Source organism: Streptomyces sp. ME19-01-6, from assembly GCF_033793745.1.
In the GTDB taxonomy this organism is placed as follows: Bacteria; Actinomycetota; Actinomycetes; order Streptomycetales; family Streptomycetaceae; genus Streptomyces.
The window spans coordinates 174123-190139 of the sequence record NZ_JARAXF010000009.1; the positions used below are offsets into that span (position 1 = coordinate 174123).

The following is a 16017-nucleotide window of genomic DNA, read 5'->3' on the forward strand; positions in this document are numbered from 1 at the left end:
CCGTGAAGCCTCGTTCCATCGTCTTCGACCTCTTCGGCGACTACGTCCGCTACCGCGGCGGCGCCGCCCGGCTGCGCACCCTCAGCACCCTGATGGGGAGCTTCGGCGTGGGCGACAGCACCGTGCGGGTGGTGCTGGCGCGGCTGCGCAAGGAGGGCTGGTTCGACGTCCGGCGCGAAGGCAGGGAGACGCTGTACGCGCTCAACACGCGCAGCCTCCAAATGCTGGACGAGGGCCGCTCGCGCATCTTCGACCGGGCACCGGGCGACTGGGACCGGCACTGGCACATGGTCATCTACTCGGTGCCCGAGACCGAGCGCGGCGTGCGCGACCGCATCCGCAAGGAGCTGGCCTGGCTGGGCTTCGGCCCGCTGGCCCCCTCCACGTACGTCGCGCCGCACGACCGGATCCGGCAGGTGCGCGAGAAGTTCGCCGACGAGCCGGCCGTCCGGCTGGACACCCTGCGCTGCGAGTCGTCCGGGCTGCCGGTCGACCGCGCGATGGCCACGCGGTGCTGGGACCTGGACGCGCTGAACGAGGACTACCGGGAGCTGCTGCGCACCTACCGCGTCCGGATGCCGTCGTACCGGAACGGGCACCTCAGCCCCGAGGAAGCGCTGGTCGAGCGCATGAAACTCACGTACGACTACCGCAAGTTCCCGTTCCGCGACCCCGACCTGCCGACCGAGCTCCTCCCGGCGGGCTGGGTGGGCCACGAGGCGCACGAGATGTTCCTGGAGGCCCACGAACTCCTCGGGCCCGCCGCCGAGCGGTTCTACGACGAGGTGGCGGACGGGCGCCCGGCCGGCCGCACCTGACGCACACACCAAGGCCCGCCGCCGTATCACACGGCGGCGGGCCTGAAGCATGTGCGCGCTACGGCAGCGGCAGGTCCACCAGGTCCAGGACGGTCGTCCCGGCCCCGAACTCCCGCGCCGCACCGCACCCGGTGAGCGTGACCTTCACCGGGCCGTCGCTCGTCACCCGCAACTTGGCCTTGCAGTCGACCTTCGCCTGCTTCGGGTCGACGGTCACGGCGCCGATGTTCTTCGCGTCGATGACGAGCTCGTTCGCCTTCGTCGCGCTCTGCGGAGTCGGGAGGTGGCGGTACTCCCGCAGGTACGGGTTGACCGGAGAGGTGGTGCCCTCCGTCGCGCCGACGGTCGTCTTCTGCGCCTGCGCGGTCGGGTCGGTCACCCCGAAGCCCTTGGAGAACACGTCGATCGTGCCCAGCGAGCCGTCCGTGCTACGGGTGTTGATGCCGGAGAGCCAGTAGGAGCGGTCGCCGACCAGACCGAACCGGGCGTCGTCCATCAGCGGGTTGCGTACGTACGTCACGTGCGCGGGAGTCGGGACTCCCACGCCATCGCCGAGCCAGGGCGTCAGGACGTCCCACAGTCCGCTGTTGCACTGGATCAGGTGCTCGCCGGCGGCACCCGACCAGGTGATGAACTCGTAGTCGTAGAAGTCGCTCCTGGCGTAGGCGTCGGCCCGTTCACGGGTGATGACGTACGGAATGAAGTCGTCGTTGGCGCCGGCCCACTCCATGACCGGCTGGTCGCGCCGGGACGGCAGCAGCGGGGTGAGCTTGGAGCCGGGCTCGTGTTGGGTGATGGTGTCCACCGGCAGGGTGTCGCCGATGCCGTTGAGGCCCGGGAAGGAGGGCGCCCGGTCGAGGCCGTCGCAGACGAACGCCTTGCTGAAGACCTCCGGGAACTGCAGGGCCAGCTTGTTCGCGCTGTAGCCGCCGCTGGAGAAGCCGCTGATGACGCGGCGCGTGGCGTCGAGCTTGTAGTGGCGGGCCGCGTCGGCCATCGTCTCGAACGTGCTTGCCCCGGATTGTCCGTAGGCCCAGCCGTCGTTGCCGCGTCCGTCGACCGCGATCACCGCCGTCGGCGCGCCCGGGCGGTCGCCCACCGCGTGGAACAGGTCCTTCTCACCGGCCACTTGTTCGTTCGGGGTCAGCGCGTAGCCGGGCAGCCAGGTGAGCGAGGCGTAGCCCCCCGTCGGCGCGGGGGCGTCCGGCACGTAGATCAGGTACCGCTGGAGCCTGCCCGCCAGGTCCGGCACGCAGTCCTCGCGGCACGCCCAGCCGAACTGGCCGCTGAGCTCCGAGGAGTCGGTCAGGTTCAGGTTCAGTCCGCCCTGCTGGGTGAACGTGCCGGTCGGCGGCGCGCCCGGGTCGCCCGGCTGCCTGCGTCCCTGCGCCAGTTCGAAGTGGCTGGGGAAGATGCGCTGGATGTAGCCGTGGGTCGGCACCCCGCCGGGCTTGTTGTTCATGTCGTCGTCGACGCCCTCGGCCAGCTTGGTGAAGTCGACGTCCGTGTGGAAGCGGCTGATGTCCCCTTCGAGCAGCGCGGCCTTCTGCAGCCGGTCCCGCCAGGCGCTGTCCATCGGCTCGCCGTAGCGGAAGGCCACGTCGAAGAAGGCCGAGGGGTCCACCACGTCCGCCGAGGCGCCGCCGGGGTGCTGCTCGTCGGCGGTCAACCGCGGTACGAGATAACGGTCGTTGTCCCTGTCCCACAGCCCGGCCGCGGCGGCCAGGCGCACGTCGTGGCGACCGGTCGGGTCGTACGCGGAGTGCGGCACCCGCACCTCGACCTGGCGCCGCTCCTTGTCGACGGTCACGGGCGCCGAGCCCAGCTTCTTGCCGTCGGCGGCGTTCACCACGTCGGCCGTCGTACCGTGCACGGTCACGAAGACCTGGGCGGGCATCACGGTGTTCGCGCCGTGCGGGGCCGGCAGCGGCTTGTCCGAGTCGCCGAGCGCAATGGTGGTGGCCACCAGGCCCGGGTCGGTCATCGTGTTGTAGGTGACGCGGAACGCGGTCGCGTCCTGCAGCGGCTTGGTGCGCAGCTCGACCAGGTCGGCGGCGTTGGAGCGGTAGGCCGGGTCGGTCGGATAGGTGTAGGTCTTCAGGAGGGTGTTGACCGGCCAGTCCTGGTCGAGGCCGGCGCCCTGGTCGTCCCACAGGCAGCCCTGGTAGAGGAACTCGCCCTCGCGGTAGGCGCTGGACATGCAGACCTGGGTCGGATCGGCCTTCCAGATTCCGGTGTTGTCGAGCTGGGGGGCCTCGGCCTCGGGCTCGCCCAGGATCTCCGGGCCGGGCCAGGCTCGTACCGACGACGTGTCCTCCGCGGCCGTGGCGGCCGGTACTCCGGCCGTCGCCGTGGCCAGGGCCACGGCGACGGTCAGGCAGCGCAGCTGCCACCTCGATGAGTTCCTCATGCGGTACGAACCTCCATCTCGGCGGGGGCGGGTGCCGCGGCCCGTCCCGGCAGCAGCAGGACGACGGCGGTGGCGAGCACGGCGGGGAGGGCGAAGGCGTAGAAGTTCCACTCCGTGCTGACGCCGGAGGCCAGCAGGACGCCGCCGAACAGGGGGCCCGTGACGGCGCCGAAGCGGCCGATGCCGAGGGTCCAGCCGAGCGCGGTGGCCCGGATCTCCACGGGGAAGTGCGTGGCCACGTATCCGAGGACCATGATCTGGGCGCCGATGGTGCCGAAGCCCGCCACGGCGACGAGGACGTACATCAGCGGCGCGGCGGTGGCCACGCTGAGCAGGGCCATCGAGACGGCGGCGGCCAGGAAGGAGAGCAGGGTGAGGGGCTTCATGCCGTACCTGTCGCCGAGCGGCCCGAAGAGCACCGATCCGATGACCGCGCCGAGGTTCATCACCAGCAGGAAGAGCAGCGAACTCGACAGGGGGTAACCCGCGCTCCGCATGATCTGCGGGAGCCAGGTGTTGAGCCCGTAGACCAGCAGCAGACCGAAGAAGCTGGTCAGCGCGAACAGCAGGGCCGGCACCACGTGGCGCCCGGTGAGCAGGGCGGCGGGGCCGCTCTTCCGACGCGGGGAGTCGTCGGCGTCGGGGACAGGAGCGGCGTCGGGGACGGGGACGCCCAAACGGGCGGCAGTCCGCTCGGCCTGCTCATGGCGCCCCTTGGCGACCAGGAACACCAGCGACTCCGGCACGTACCGCAGCAGCAGGGGCAGCATCAGCAGGGGCACGGCGCCCATCGCGTACATGAACCGGAAGCCGAGCTCGGGCAGCAGCGCCATGGCCAGGACGGCGGCGAGGATGCCGCCCACCGCGTAGCCGGAGAACATGAGCGCGTTGTTGCGGCTGCGGCGGTCCGGGTCCGAGTACTCGGCGGTGAGGGCCACGGCAGTGGGCATGACGCCGCCGAGCCCTATCCCTGCGAGCAGCCGGAAGGCACCGAACCAGGTGGCGTCGGGCGCGAGCGCGCACCCGATCATCGCGGCCGAGAACCAGCCGACACCGGCCAGCATGACCTTGCGGCGGCCGACCACGTCGGTCACCGCGCCCGCGATCAGCGCACCGACCAGCATGCCGATCAGGGCGTAGCTCCCGATGACGCCGGCCTGCACCGGGGTCAGCCCCCAGTCCTTGTACTGCAGCAGCGCCGGCACTGTGGCGCCGTAGACGATCAGGTCGTATCCGTCGAAAACGATCACCGCGAAGCACAGACCGGTCACCAGGAACTCTGGGCGCCGAGCGGTGCGCGTGGATGTGGATCTCATTGCGCTGCCTCCTTCGCGTATGCCATGCATCAGCTGTGAGATGTGAGGCAGTGTGTTTCACGCATAACACGACCGTCAATCGATCGACACATAAAAAATCGGACTCGATAGGGAACCTGCAAGTAGCGATCCGAATCTGTGACGACCGTTGGGAGAATGCGACGCCTCTTCTGGCTCACGCCAGGCAACGCCGCCGGCCCCCGCCCTGGTCGGGGATCTGCGGGCGGGCGACGACCGGACGGGCGCCGCGTGCGGTGACTGCGTCACGGCGCTGCCGGAGGACGCACAGGGCGATGCCACAGCACGAGGCACCAGGCGTCGAGGCAGGAGATGAGGACGACCGGGCCGTCGGCGAACAGTGCGTTCAGGGACAGCGTCCGTCCGGCCACGAGGGCAGGGCGAAGCGCAGGACTTGTGCGCCGGCGGCCAGGTGACTGTCGGCCTGGCCAGAGTCGGCGAGCTCCCGGCCGGCCCACTGCATGGCCTTCCGCATCTCAGCAGGGAACTACTGTCGGCAGGCTTGACACAAGGCGCGCGGCTCGGCATTGAGGGCCATGGGGACAGCCCTCCCAGAACCCCTGTTTCGAGCGGGCGGAGCGAGACATGCCGGACATCAAACACTTCACTTCGGACACGGCCCTGAACCCGGTCGCCCGACGGTTCCAGCGGCAGGGCGCGGCTTCGGCCGTGATCCAGGACGTCGTGACCGCGACCGGGCCCAACCGCTCCAGCCCGTACGCCGACTTCCTCCGCTCCCCCCTCGCCACCCCCGTGAGGCCGCCTCCGTCCCCCGAGAGACCTCCGGGTGGCCGAACCCGACCACTCCCGCCACCCCCGGGTCCACGTCCGGCGCCGACGCCGCTCGCTTGAAGTGACAACTCGACTGCGGCTCCATGCGCACCATCACCGACGCTTCCCTTGTGGCACGACCACAAAGTCCAAGCCGGCCCCGAGAGGGCCCAAGGAGCCCCTCACTCCCATCCTGTTGCCACAATTCGGACCATTCCGGCGGCCCTCCTCGCGCCACCCCTGAACCCCCTCCGCACCAATGCGCTCCCCGGGCGCACCCCAACTCACCCAAGGCGGGCGCCGCCACGAGTCGGCTACTGAAGAAGCAGCAAGTCAAAACCTATTTTCTCGCCGACCGAGCCCATTCCGTTGAACCTCGGACCTATGCATTCGGATACGTAGGCCATCAGAGCCTCGGCGCCGCCATTCACATGGCCAAGAAAACCAAAAACCGCAGGTCAGAGGTCCTGACCTGCGGTTTCCACGGAGCCGCCTAAGGGAATCGAACCCTTGACCTACGCATTACGAGTGCGTCGCTCTGGCCGACTGAGCTAAGGCGGCATGCTGCCTGGCCAGGTTGGCATCAGCAGCGCCGCCAAGTCTACACAGTTTCGAGGGGTGCTCCGTACGGGGTTGATCGCGACGGCCGGGTGGTCCGGGTACGAAGCGTCGGCGCAGGTCAGCTGCAGCGTTTGTTGGCGGGCGGCGGGGCGCCGGTCAGGAGGTAGGTGTCGATGGCGGTGTCGATGCAGGCGCTGCCGCGGCCGTAGGCGGTGTGGCCGTCGCCGTCGTAGGTGAGGAGGGTGGCGGAGGTGAGCTGGGAGGACAGGGAGCGGGCCCAGGTGTAGGGGGTGGCGGGGTCGCGGGTGGTGCCGACGACGACGATGGGAGCGGCGCCCTTGGCGTGCAGGGGGCGGGGGGTGCCGGTGGGATGTACGGGCCAGTAGGCGCAGTTCAGGGCGGACCAGGCGAGAGCCTTGCCGAACACGGGGGACGCCTTCTGGAAGACGGGGATGGCCTTGCGGACGTCGGCGGGGGTGCGGAAGGCGGGCGGGAGGTCGAGGCAGTTGACGGCGGGGTTGGCGTACATGAGGTTGGCGTACGAGCCGTCGCCGTCGCGCTCGTAGTAGAGGTCGGCGAGGGTGAGCAGGCCGCTGCCGTCGCCGCGCATGGCCGAGCGGAGGGCGGTGCGCAGTTGGGGCCAGGCGCCCTCGTCGTAGAGGGCGGCGAGCACGCCGGTGGTGGCCAGGGACTCGCCGAGGCGGCGGTTCTCGCCAGTGGGTACGGGGTGGGCGTCCAGGCGGGTGAAGAAGGCCGTGAGCCGCTCGCGGGCCTGGGCGACGTCCCGGGTGCCCAGGGGGCAGCCCGTGCGGCGCACGCAGTCCTGGGCGAAGGCGGTGAAGGCGGTCTCGAAGCCGGCGGTCTGGTCGCGGTTGATCCGCTCGGAGGACAACGCCGGATCGAGCGCGCCGTCGAGGACGAGACGGCCGACGCGGCGCGGGAAGAGGTCGGCGTAGGTCGCGCCGAGGAAGGTGCCGTACGAGGCGCCGACGTAGGTGAGCTTCCGGTCGCCGAGGACCGCACGCAGCAGGTCCATGTCGCGTGCCGCCTCCACGGTCGAGACATGGCCGAGGATCTCGCCCGAGCGGGTCGCGCAGCCGCGCGCGAACTTCTGGTACGAGGCGACGAGGCGGCGGGTCTCGGCGGGAGCGTCGGGAGTCTGGTCGGTCTGGGTGAAGGCGTCCATTTGCTTGTCACCCAGACAGGTGATGGGCTCGCTGGCGGCCACGCCGCGCGGGTCCATGGCCACCATGTCGTAGCGGGCACGGACCCGGGCCGGGTAGCCGATGCCCGCGTAGCTCTGCAGATACTCGATCGCGGAGCCGCCCGGGCCGCCGGGGTTGACCATGAGGGAGCCGAGCCGCTCGCCGGGGCCGCCGGCCTTCTTGCGGGACACCGCGAGCTTCAGGTCGTGGCCGTCGGCGGGCCGGGCGTAGTCCAGCGGGGCCGTCAGCGTGGCGCACTCGAAGCCCGCGCCGCCACCGCATTCGTGCCAGCTCAGCTTCTGCTCGTAGTACGCCGCGAGGGCGGCCCGGGCCGCCGCCTTCGTCGGCGGGGGGGTGCGCGGCGAGGCGGCGCCGGAGGTGCAGCCGGAGAGCAGCAGGGCGACGGCCGCGAAGGCGGCGCCGGTGGCGTGGAGCGTGCTGCGGCTGATGTCCATCGGCAGTCCTCGGTTGGATCGGTTATCCGGAGCGTAGCCGCATCGACGCGTTCCGTGCTCGTTTGTGGACACACCTGTGGATAACGCCTGTGGACAGGGCGGACTCGTACGGGTGATCGCGGGCGGCGCGGGCGGGCTCAGCCTGCGCGCAGCGCCATGGTCATCGCCTCGACCGCCAGCAGCGGCGCCACATTGCGGTCCAGCGCCTCACGGCAGGCCCTGACCGCCTCTATCCGGCGCAGCGTCCGCTCCGGCTTGGAGCCGGCCGCGATCCGCTCCACGGCGTCCTGGACGTCGGTGTTGGCAAGGGCCGTACGGGAGCCGAACTGGAGCGCGAGCACATCCCGGTAGAAGCCCGCGAGGTCGGTCAGGGCGAGGTCGAGGCTGTCGCGCTGGGTGCGGGTCGCGCGGCGCTTCTGGCGGTCCTGGAGATCCTTCATGGCTCCGGCGGTGCCGCGCGGCAGCCGTCCGCCCGTCCCGGCGGCCGCCCCCAGGGCGGCGCGCAGCTCCTCGGTCTCCTTGGCGTCGATCTCCTCCGCGACCTGTTTGGCGTCCTCGGCCGCCGCGTCGATCAGCTCCTGGGCGGCCTTCAGACAGCCGCCCACGTCGTCGATCCGGAGCGGCATCTTCAACACCGCCGCGCGGCGGGCCCGCGCCCGCTCGTCGGTGGCCAGCCGGTGGGCCCGGTCGACATGGCCCTGGGTGGCCCGGGCCACCGTGGCGGCGAGCTCGGGCTCGATGCCGTCCCGGCGGACGAGGAGGTCCGCGACGGCGTCCACCGGCGGCGTGCGGAGGGTCAACAGCCGGCAGCGGGAGCGGATCGTGGGCAGCACGTCCTCCAGGGAGGGCGTGCACAGCAGCCACACCGTACGGGGCGCGGGCTCCTCGACGGCCTTCAGCAGAACATTTCCCGCGCCCTCGGTCAGACGGTCGGCGTCCTCCAGGACGATCACCTGCCAGCGGCCGCCGGCCGGCGAGAGCTGGGCGCGGCGGACGAGGTCGCGGGTCTCCTTCACGCCGATGCTCAGCAGGTCCGTACGCACCACCTCGACGTCGGCGTGCGTCCCGACCAGCGAGGTGTGGCAGCCCTCGCAGAAGCCGCAGCCGGGGGCGCCGCCGAGCGCCCGGTCGGGGCTCACGCACTGCAGCGCGGCGGCGAAGGCGCGGGCGGCGGCGGCACGGCCGGAGCCGGGCGGGCCGGTGAACAGCCAGGCGTGGGTCATCTTCGACGAGGCGGGCGGCGCCTCGGCCGCGCCGACCGACGCACCTGCGGACGCGGCGCCGGACGCGACGGCCGTGACCAGCGCGTCCGCGTCGCGCGCGGCAGCGGTCAGCTGGCTCGCCACCCGGTCCTGTCCGACCAGGTCGTCCCACACCGCCATGACCGCCTCCGCCGCTCGTCCTTACGGCATCCCATTGTGGGCCACGCCACCGACAAGCGCCGCCAAGCGCCGACACGCGCCGACAAACACCGCCACGCGCTGCCGGCGCCGTCACGCACACCGGCAGCACCCACCGTCCGGGCACCACCACAGCGCGGGCGGCCTCATCGGGTCAGCGGCGGCGCCCGTCCTCGTCGTCACGCGGGCCCAGCAGTTCGTCGGCCAGCGTCGGCAGGTCGTCCAGCGGGGTCTCCTCCGCCCACTCCGGGCGGCGCCGCTGCCGGGGGCGGTGCGGCGGCTCGGGCTGCCGGTGCGGCTGCCCCTCGCCGAACTGCGGGAGCTCGCGGGTGAGGTCGTTCCCCTGCTCGCCGCCCTGCTCACCCCCCTGCCGCTCCTCCGGACGGAACAGCCACGGCGGCACCCGGTCGGCCGGGTCCCCGGACGCAGAGTCGGCGGGCCGGGAGTCGGCGGGCCGGTCGTCCCGTACGGGCGGCAGGACGGCCGTCTCGTCGGCCGCGCCCGCCTGCCCGGCGGGCGGGGAAGGCGGCTTGGGCAGTACGGCCGTCTCCTCGGCGTCCGAGCCGCCCTGCGGCCGTACGGGCGGCAGCACGGCGGTCGCGTCGGCGTCGGTGGCCCCTTCGCCGGGGCGGGCGGTCCGGGGGTCGACGCGCGGCGTCTGGACGGTCTCCGTCGTGTCCGCGTCGTCGGCCGGGGCGGGGGCCGGCGGGACCGCGGCCGGGGTCTCGACGGTCGGCGCGTCAGCACCCGAGGTCCGGGAAGCACCTGCGGAAGGGGAAGCCGCCGGGGCGGGCGGGACGGGCGGGGCAGCGGGCGGGACGGGCGGGGCAGCGGGCGGGACGGGCGGCGTGCTCGCGGAGCCGGACGTGCCCGCCTCCGCCGCCAGCCGCGCCTGCTCGGCCCGCAGCAGCGCCTCCTCCGCCTTGCGCTGCTTCTCCAGGCGGCGCTCCTCCGCCTCGGCCCGCAGCCGGGCCTCCTCCTCGGCCTCGCGGCGGCGCCGCTCCTCCTCGGCGGCGCGGGCCCGGTCCTCGGCCTCGATGCGCTTGCGCTCCTCCTCGGCGCGCCGGCGGGCGTCCTCGGCCCGCTTGCGGGCCTCCTCCGCCTGCCGCTCGGCCTCGCGCTGCCGGGCCTCCTCCAGCTCGCGGCGCTTGCGCTCCTCTTCCTCGGCGCGCGCCTTGGCGAGGGCCTCCTGCCGCTCGCGCTCCAGCCGCTCCTCCTCCGCCTTGCGGCGGGCCTCCTCCTCGGCCTTGCGGCGCGCCTCTTCCTCGGCCTTGAGCCGGGCCTCCTCCTGGGCCTTCACCTCCGCCTCGGACAGCGGCAGCACCAGGTCAAGACGGTGGCGTACGACGGCGGTGACGGCCTCGGGCAGCTGGCCGGCGTCGACGACGAGGTAGCGGGCCGGGTCGGCCGCCGCGAGGGTCAGGAATCCGTTCCGTACCCGCTGGTGGAACTCGGCGGGCTCGGACTCGAGCCGGTCCGGGGCCTCGGTGAAGCGCTCCCGCGCGGTCTCCGGCGCGACGTCGAGCAGCACCGTCAGATGCGGCACGAGGCCGTTGGTCGCCCAGCGCGAGATGCGGGCGATCTCGGTCGGGGCGAGGTCGCGGCCGGCGCCCTGGTAGGCGACGGACGAGTCGATGTAGCGGTCCGAGATGACGACCGCGCCGCGCTCCAGCGCCGGGCGGACCACGGAGTCGACGTGCTCGGCGCGGTCGGCCGCGTACAGCAGCGCCTCCGCCCGGTGGGAGATCCCCGCCGAGGAGACGTCGAGCAGGATCGAGCGGAGCCGCTTGCCGATGGCGGTCGCGCCCGGCTCCCGGGTCACCACGACTTCGTGGCCCTTGGCCCTGATCCACTCCGCGAGCGCCTCGACCTGGGTGGTCTTGCCCGCTCCGTCACCGCCCTCGACGACGATGAAGAAGCCGGTCCCGGCCGGTGCCTCCACGGGGTCGGCGCCGCGCAGCGCCTCGCGCAGGTCGTGCCGCAGCGGCACGCCCTGGCGGTCGTCGGTCTTGCCGAGGACGAGGGCGGCGACGGGCAGCAGCAGGGCGCCGACGAGCATGAGGGTGAAGGCCGCGCCGCCGTGGGCGAAGACGAAGTCGCCGCTGCCCAGCCGGTGCGGTCCGATCACGGCGGCCAGCAGCGGGGCGGCGACCGCGCCGAGCCCGACGAGGACGCGGACGACGGCGTGCAGGTGCTCGGTCGTACGGGCCCGGCGGGACTCCTCGGTCTCCTGGTCGAGCAGGATGTGGCCGGTGTTGGCGGCGATACCCGCCGAGACCCCGGCGATCACGGCGATCAGCACCACGGTCGTGGTGTCGTGGACCAGGCCCGCGACCAGCAGCGCCAGCCCGGTCAGCGCGATCGAGAGCGCCAGCAGGCGGCGCCGCGAGAGGCCGGGCAGGACCTTGGGGGCCCAGCGGACGCCGACGGCCGGGCCGCCGCCGAGGGCCAGTACGAGCAGCGAGAAGGCGACCGGCCCGCCGCCGAGGTCGACCGCCTGCAGCGCGGCCACGCCGACGGCGGCGGCGACCGCGGCCGCCACGGCGGCGCAGGCGAGGATCAGCAGCGGGACGGCGCCGGTACGGCCCTTGTCGGGGCCGGAGCCGGACGCGGCGCGCGGGCGGCGCAGCCCCTCCAGGGGGGAGCGCGCGCGGGGGGTCTGCGCGCCGGGCAGCTCGACGAAGTACAGGATCGACACGGAGGCGGCGAAGAGCCCGGCGCCGACGTACGACCCCAGGGCCGCCTGGTGGCCGTCGAACCACACGACGCCGGTGGCGAGCAGCCTGGCGAAGAGCGTGGCGGCGAGCAGCGCGGCGGCGGCGATGGGCAGCGCGACGAAGTTGGTACGGAGCCACAGTCGGCGCAGCGCGTCGAGGTGGTCCGGCAGCGGGCGGACGGCCGCGCCCTCGGCGGGCGGGGCCGGGAGCAGCCCGGGCGCCGCGCCGTCCTTGGCCACGGTCCACAGCCGCTCGGCGACGCCGATGACGAAGGTGGTGATGAGCAGCCAGGCGACGGCGTCGTCGGGGGTCCAGTCGATCCACAGCGGGGCGACGACGAGCAGCGCCAGCCGCACCGCGTCCGAGCCGATCATGGTCCAGCGGCGGTCCAGCGGCCCCGACGGCCCGACCAGCGTGGACAGCGGGCCGAGCAGCACCGCCCCGAACAGCACCGTCGCCAGGAGCCGCACGCCCAGGACCGCCGCGACGGCGAGGGCCGCGCCGCGGTAGCCGTCGCCGAAGGCGCCCGTGGCGACGGACGCCTGCAGCGACAGCAGGACGAGCACCAGGACGGCCAGCGCGTCCGCCGTGCCGCCGACGAGCTGGGCGCTCCACAGGCGGCGCAGGGGCGGATGGCGCAGCAGGGCTCGTACGGCACGCTCGCGGGAATCCGCGGCAAGGGCGCCGGATGTGGTGGTCACGTCCGTAGGCTGCTCTCGCGTCATCCCGCAAGCCTATCCGGATCACGTGAATACACAGCCACCCGCCCGAACAAACGGGCGGGCGTCCGCGTGATCCGCCGGGTTCAGCCGACTCGGCCACCGGGTTCGGTGGGCCGCGGCGCCCGGCTCGGCCGTCTGATTCAGCGGCCGGTGCAGCCAGCCGATTCAGCCGTCTGATCCAGCCAGTCGGTTCAACCCGTCTGGTGCAGCCAGCCCGTTCAGTCGGCCTCGGCGGCCGGCTTCGTGGCCGCCTTGGCCGCCGTCGCCGTCTTCTTCGCCGCGGTCTTCTTGGCCGTGGTCGTCTTCTTCGCGGCGGTCTTCTTGGCGGCGGTCGTCTTCTTGGCGGCCGTCTTCTTGGCCGTCGTCGTCTTCTTAGCCGCCGTCTTCTTGGCGGTCTTCTTGGCCGGGCCCTTGGCGCGCTTCTCGGCGAGCAGCTCGAAGCCGCGCTCCGGGGTGATCGTCTCGACGTCGTCGTCACGGCGCAGGGTCGCGTTGGTCTCGCCGTCGGTGACGTACGGGCCGAAGCGACCGTCCTTAACCACCACCGGCCGCTCGCTGACCGGGTCGGTGCCCAGCTCCTTCAGCGGCGGCTTTGCCGCGGCCCGGCCGCGCTGCTTGGGCTGCGCGTAGATCGCGAGCGCCTCGTCGAGGGTGATCGTGAAGAGCCGCTCCTCGCTGTCGAGCGAGCGCGAGTCGGTGCCCTTCTTCAGATACGGGCCGTAGCGGCCGTTCTGCGCGGTGATCTCGACGCCCTCGGGGTCGGTGCCGACCACGCGGGGCAGCGACATGAGCCGCAGCGCGTCCTGGAGGGTCACCGTGTCCAGGGACATCGACTTGAAGAGCGAGGCGGTGCGCGGCTTGACCGCGTTCTTGCCGGTCTTCGGGGTGTCCTCGGGGAGCACTTCGGTGACGTACGGGCCGTAGCGGCCGTCCTTGGCGACGATCTTGCGGCCGGTCTCCGGGTCGGTCCCGAGCTCGAAGTCGCCGCTCGGCTTGGCGAGCAGCTCCTCCGCGTACGCGACGGTCAGCTCGTCCGGCGGCATGTCGTCGGGGACGTCGGCGCGCTGCCCGGTCTCGCCCTCGGCGGTCTCGGTCACCCGCTCGACGTACGGGCCGTAGCGGCCGACCCGCAGCACGATGCCGTCGCCCACGGGGAAGGAGGAGATCTCGCGGGCGTCGATCGCGCCGAGGTCGGTGACCAGGTCCTTCAGGCCGCCGAGGTGGTCGCCGTCGCCGTTTCCGGCCTCGGCGGCGTTTCCGGCCTTGGCTGCGCCGCCCTCGGTGCCGGACGCGGTGGCACCCTCGCCGAAGTAGAAGCGCTTGAGCCACGGCACGGCCTGGGCCTCGCCGCGCGCGATGCGGTCGAGGTCGTCCTCCATCTTGGCGGTGAAGTCGTAGTCGACCAGCCGGCCGAAGTGCTTCTCCAGCAGGTTGACGACGGCGAAGCTCAGGAAGGACGGGACAAGCGCGGTGCCCTTCTTGAAGACATAGCCGCGGTCCAGGATGGTCCCGATGATCGAGGCGTAGGTCGACGGGCGGCCGATCTCGCGCTCTTCGAGCTCCTTGACCAGCGAGGCCTCGGTGTAGCGGGCCGGGGGCTTGGTGGCGTGGCCGTCGGCGGTGATCTCCTCGGCGGACAGCCGGTCGCCCTCGGTGACCTGCGGCAGGCGCCGCTCGCGGTCGTCGAGCTCGGCGTTCGGGTCGTCCGCGCCCTCCACATAGGCCTTCATGAAGCCGTGGAAGGTGATCGTCTTGCCGGAGGCGGAGAACTCGGCGTCACGGCCGTCGCTCGCCCTGCCGCCGATCTTGACGGTCACGGAGTTGCCGACCGCGTCCTTCATCTGGGAGGCGACGGTCCGCTTCCAGATCAGCTCGTACAGCCGGAACTGGTCGCCGGTGAGACCGGTCTCCGCCGGGGTACGGAAGCGGTCTCCCGAGGGGCGGATGGCCTCGTGCGCCTCCTGGGCGTTCTTGACCTTGCCCGCGTAGGTGCGCGGCTTGTCCGGCAGGTAGTCGGCGCCGTACAGCTGGGTGACCTGCGCCCGGGCCGCCGCCACCGCCGTCTCGGACAGGGTGGTGGAGTCCGTACGCATATAGGTGATGAAGCCGTTCTCATACAGCTTCTGCGCCACCTGCATGGTCGCCTTGGCACCGAAGCCCAGCTTGCGGCTGGCCTCCTGCTGCAGGGTGGTGGTACGGAACGGGGCGTACGGCGAGCGGCGGTACGGCTTGGACTCGACGGAGCGCACCGTGAAGGCGGTGTCCACGAGGGCCGCGGCCAGCCCACGGGCGCCCGCCTCGTCCAGGTGCAGGACCTGGGCGCCGCCCTTGAGCTGCCCGGTCGAGGTGAAGTCGCGGCCCTGGGCGACACGGCGGCCGTCAACGGCGGTCAGCCGGGCGCCGAAGGTGCCGGGGTCACTGGTGTCCCCGGCCCGGCCGGTCGCGAAGGTGCCGGTCAGGTCCCAGTACTCGGCGGAGCGGAAGGCGATGCGCTCACGCTCGCGCTCGACGACCAGGCGGGTGGCCACCGACTGGACGCGGCCTGCGGACAGGCCACGCATGACCTTCTTCCACAGGACCGGCGAGACTTCATAGCCGTAGAGGCGGTCGAGGATGCGGCGGGTCTCCTGGGCGTCGACCAGCCGCTGGTTCAGCTCGCGCGGATTGGCGACGGCCGCGCGGATCGCGTCCTTGGTGATCTCGTGAAAGACCATCCGGCGGACCGGGACCTTGGGCTTGAGCACCTGCTGGAGGTGCCAGGCGATGGCCTCGCCCTCGCGGTCCTCATCGGTGGCCAGGAAGAGCTCGTCCGAGTCGGCGAGCAGCTCCTTGAGCTTCCTGACCTGGCTCTTCTTGTCAGCGTTGACGACATAGACGGGCTGGAAGTCGTGTTCGACGTCCACACCGAGGCGGCGGACCTCCCCGGTGTACTGGTCGGGCACCTCGGCCGCACCGTTCGGCAGGTCCCGGATGTGCCCGACGCTGGCTTCGACGACGTAGCCCGGGCCGAGATAGCCCTTGATCGTCTTCGCCTTGGCGGGCGACTCGACGATGACGAGTCGACGGCCGCCCTGTGCGGTCTCGCTGGTCGGGGACAACTTCGCTCTTCTCTCCGGTCGACGCTCGGTGAACGGGCACTACTCATGGTTACGCGTACACGTACACCACTACGGTGACGCTGCGGAGTGTGACGGTACCTCCCGGCCCCGTGTCAAACGGAAAAAGCCCGCAACGCCACTCGAACGGTAACCCGACAAGCGTCCTGTCTGCCGCCCGGACCGGCACTCGGCGCCGTGCGAGGGCCCTGTCAGGCGTAAATCAGGCACCAGATCCCGCCGCCCAGAGCGGCGGCGCCGAAGAGAACGGAGAGGACCGCCGAAGCGACAGGGCTCACACCATGCGCGACCGGCGCACGCAGCCGCGTTCGCGCCGCTGTCCACAGCAGCAGCGCGGCGCCGAACACGACGAATGCCGCACCGGCGAAGATCGCGGGTCCCCTCTCCATGGGGAGAGCGTGGCACCCGCGCACGGCGTGCACGCGAACCGCGGGTGAACAGCGCACGACCCGCTCTTCCGGCGCTTCCGGCCATGATCACGCCCCCGGGTGGCAACTTCTTGCCATCC

The 16017-nt window shown here is 72.3% G+C and carries 8 protein-coding genes and 1 tRNA gene; 1 reads left to right on the forward strand and 8 read right to left on the reverse strand.

Going from position 1 to position 16017, the window contains the following annotated elements:
• Positions 1–2 precede the first annotated feature (2 nt).
• Positions 3–818, forward strand: coding sequence for a PaaX family transcriptional regulator C-terminal domain-containing protein (locus tag PV419_RS22360; RefSeq protein WP_319691546.1), 816 nt, complete (start codon positions 3–5; stop codon positions 816–818).
• A 58-nt stretch (positions 819–876) separates the two neighbouring features.
• Here PV419_RS22360 and PV419_RS22365 read toward each other — a convergent pair whose 3' ends face one another.
• From PV419_RS22365 to PV419_RS22400, 8 genes are all read right to left on the reverse strand, one after another.
• Positions 877–3228 (reverse strand): hypothetical protein, encoded by a 2352-nt coding sequence (locus tag PV419_RS22365; RefSeq protein ID WP_319691548.1) that lies wholly within the window; start codon positions 3226–3228, stop codon positions 877–879.
• Positions 3225–4544 carry an aromatic acid/H+ symport family MFS transporter gene (locus tag PV419_RS22370; RefSeq protein ID WP_319691549.1) on the reverse strand — a complete coding sequence of 440 codons (1320 nt, stop codon included), beginning with the start codon at positions 4542–4544 and terminating at the stop codon, positions 3225–3227. Before PV419_RS22370 ends, PV419_RS22365 begins: the two co-directional genes overlap by 4 nt.
• Before the next feature lie 1276 nt (positions 4545–5820).
• Positions 5821–5894 (reverse strand) — tRNA-Thr (locus PV419_RS22375).
• A 118-nt stretch (positions 5895–6012) separates the two neighbouring features.
• The gene (locus PV419_RS22380) at positions 6013–7554 is read right to left on the reverse strand and encodes an alpha/beta hydrolase (RefSeq protein WP_319691551.1); all 1542 of its coding nucleotides are present in this window, start codon (positions 7552–7554) and stop codon (positions 6013–6015) included.
• A 137-nt stretch (positions 7555–7691) separates the two neighbouring features.
• On the reverse strand, positions 7692–8936 hold the full coding sequence (locus PV419_RS22385; RefSeq protein WP_319691553.1) for a DNA polymerase III subunit delta': 1245 nt from the start codon (positions 8934–8936) through the stop codon (positions 7692–7694).
• A gap of 172 nt (positions 8937–9108) precedes the next feature.
• Entirely contained in the window at positions 9109–12396 is a 3288-nt protein-coding gene (gene tmk / locus PV419_RS22390; protein WP_319691555.1) for a dTMP kinase, read from the reverse strand.
• A gap of 215 nt (positions 12397–12611) precedes the next feature.
• On the reverse strand, positions 12612–15491 hold the full coding sequence (gene topA, locus PV419_RS22395; protein WP_319691557.1) for a type I DNA topoisomerase: 2880 nt from the start codon (positions 15489–15491) through the stop codon (positions 12612–12614).
• A 209-nt stretch (positions 15492–15700) separates the two neighbouring features.
• Positions 15701–15898: a hypothetical protein gene (locus tag PV419_RS22400; protein ID WP_319691559.1), complete on the reverse strand. Its 198-nt coding sequence runs from the start codon at positions 15896–15898 to the stop codon at positions 15701–15703.
• Positions 15899–16017 lie beyond the last annotated feature (119 nt).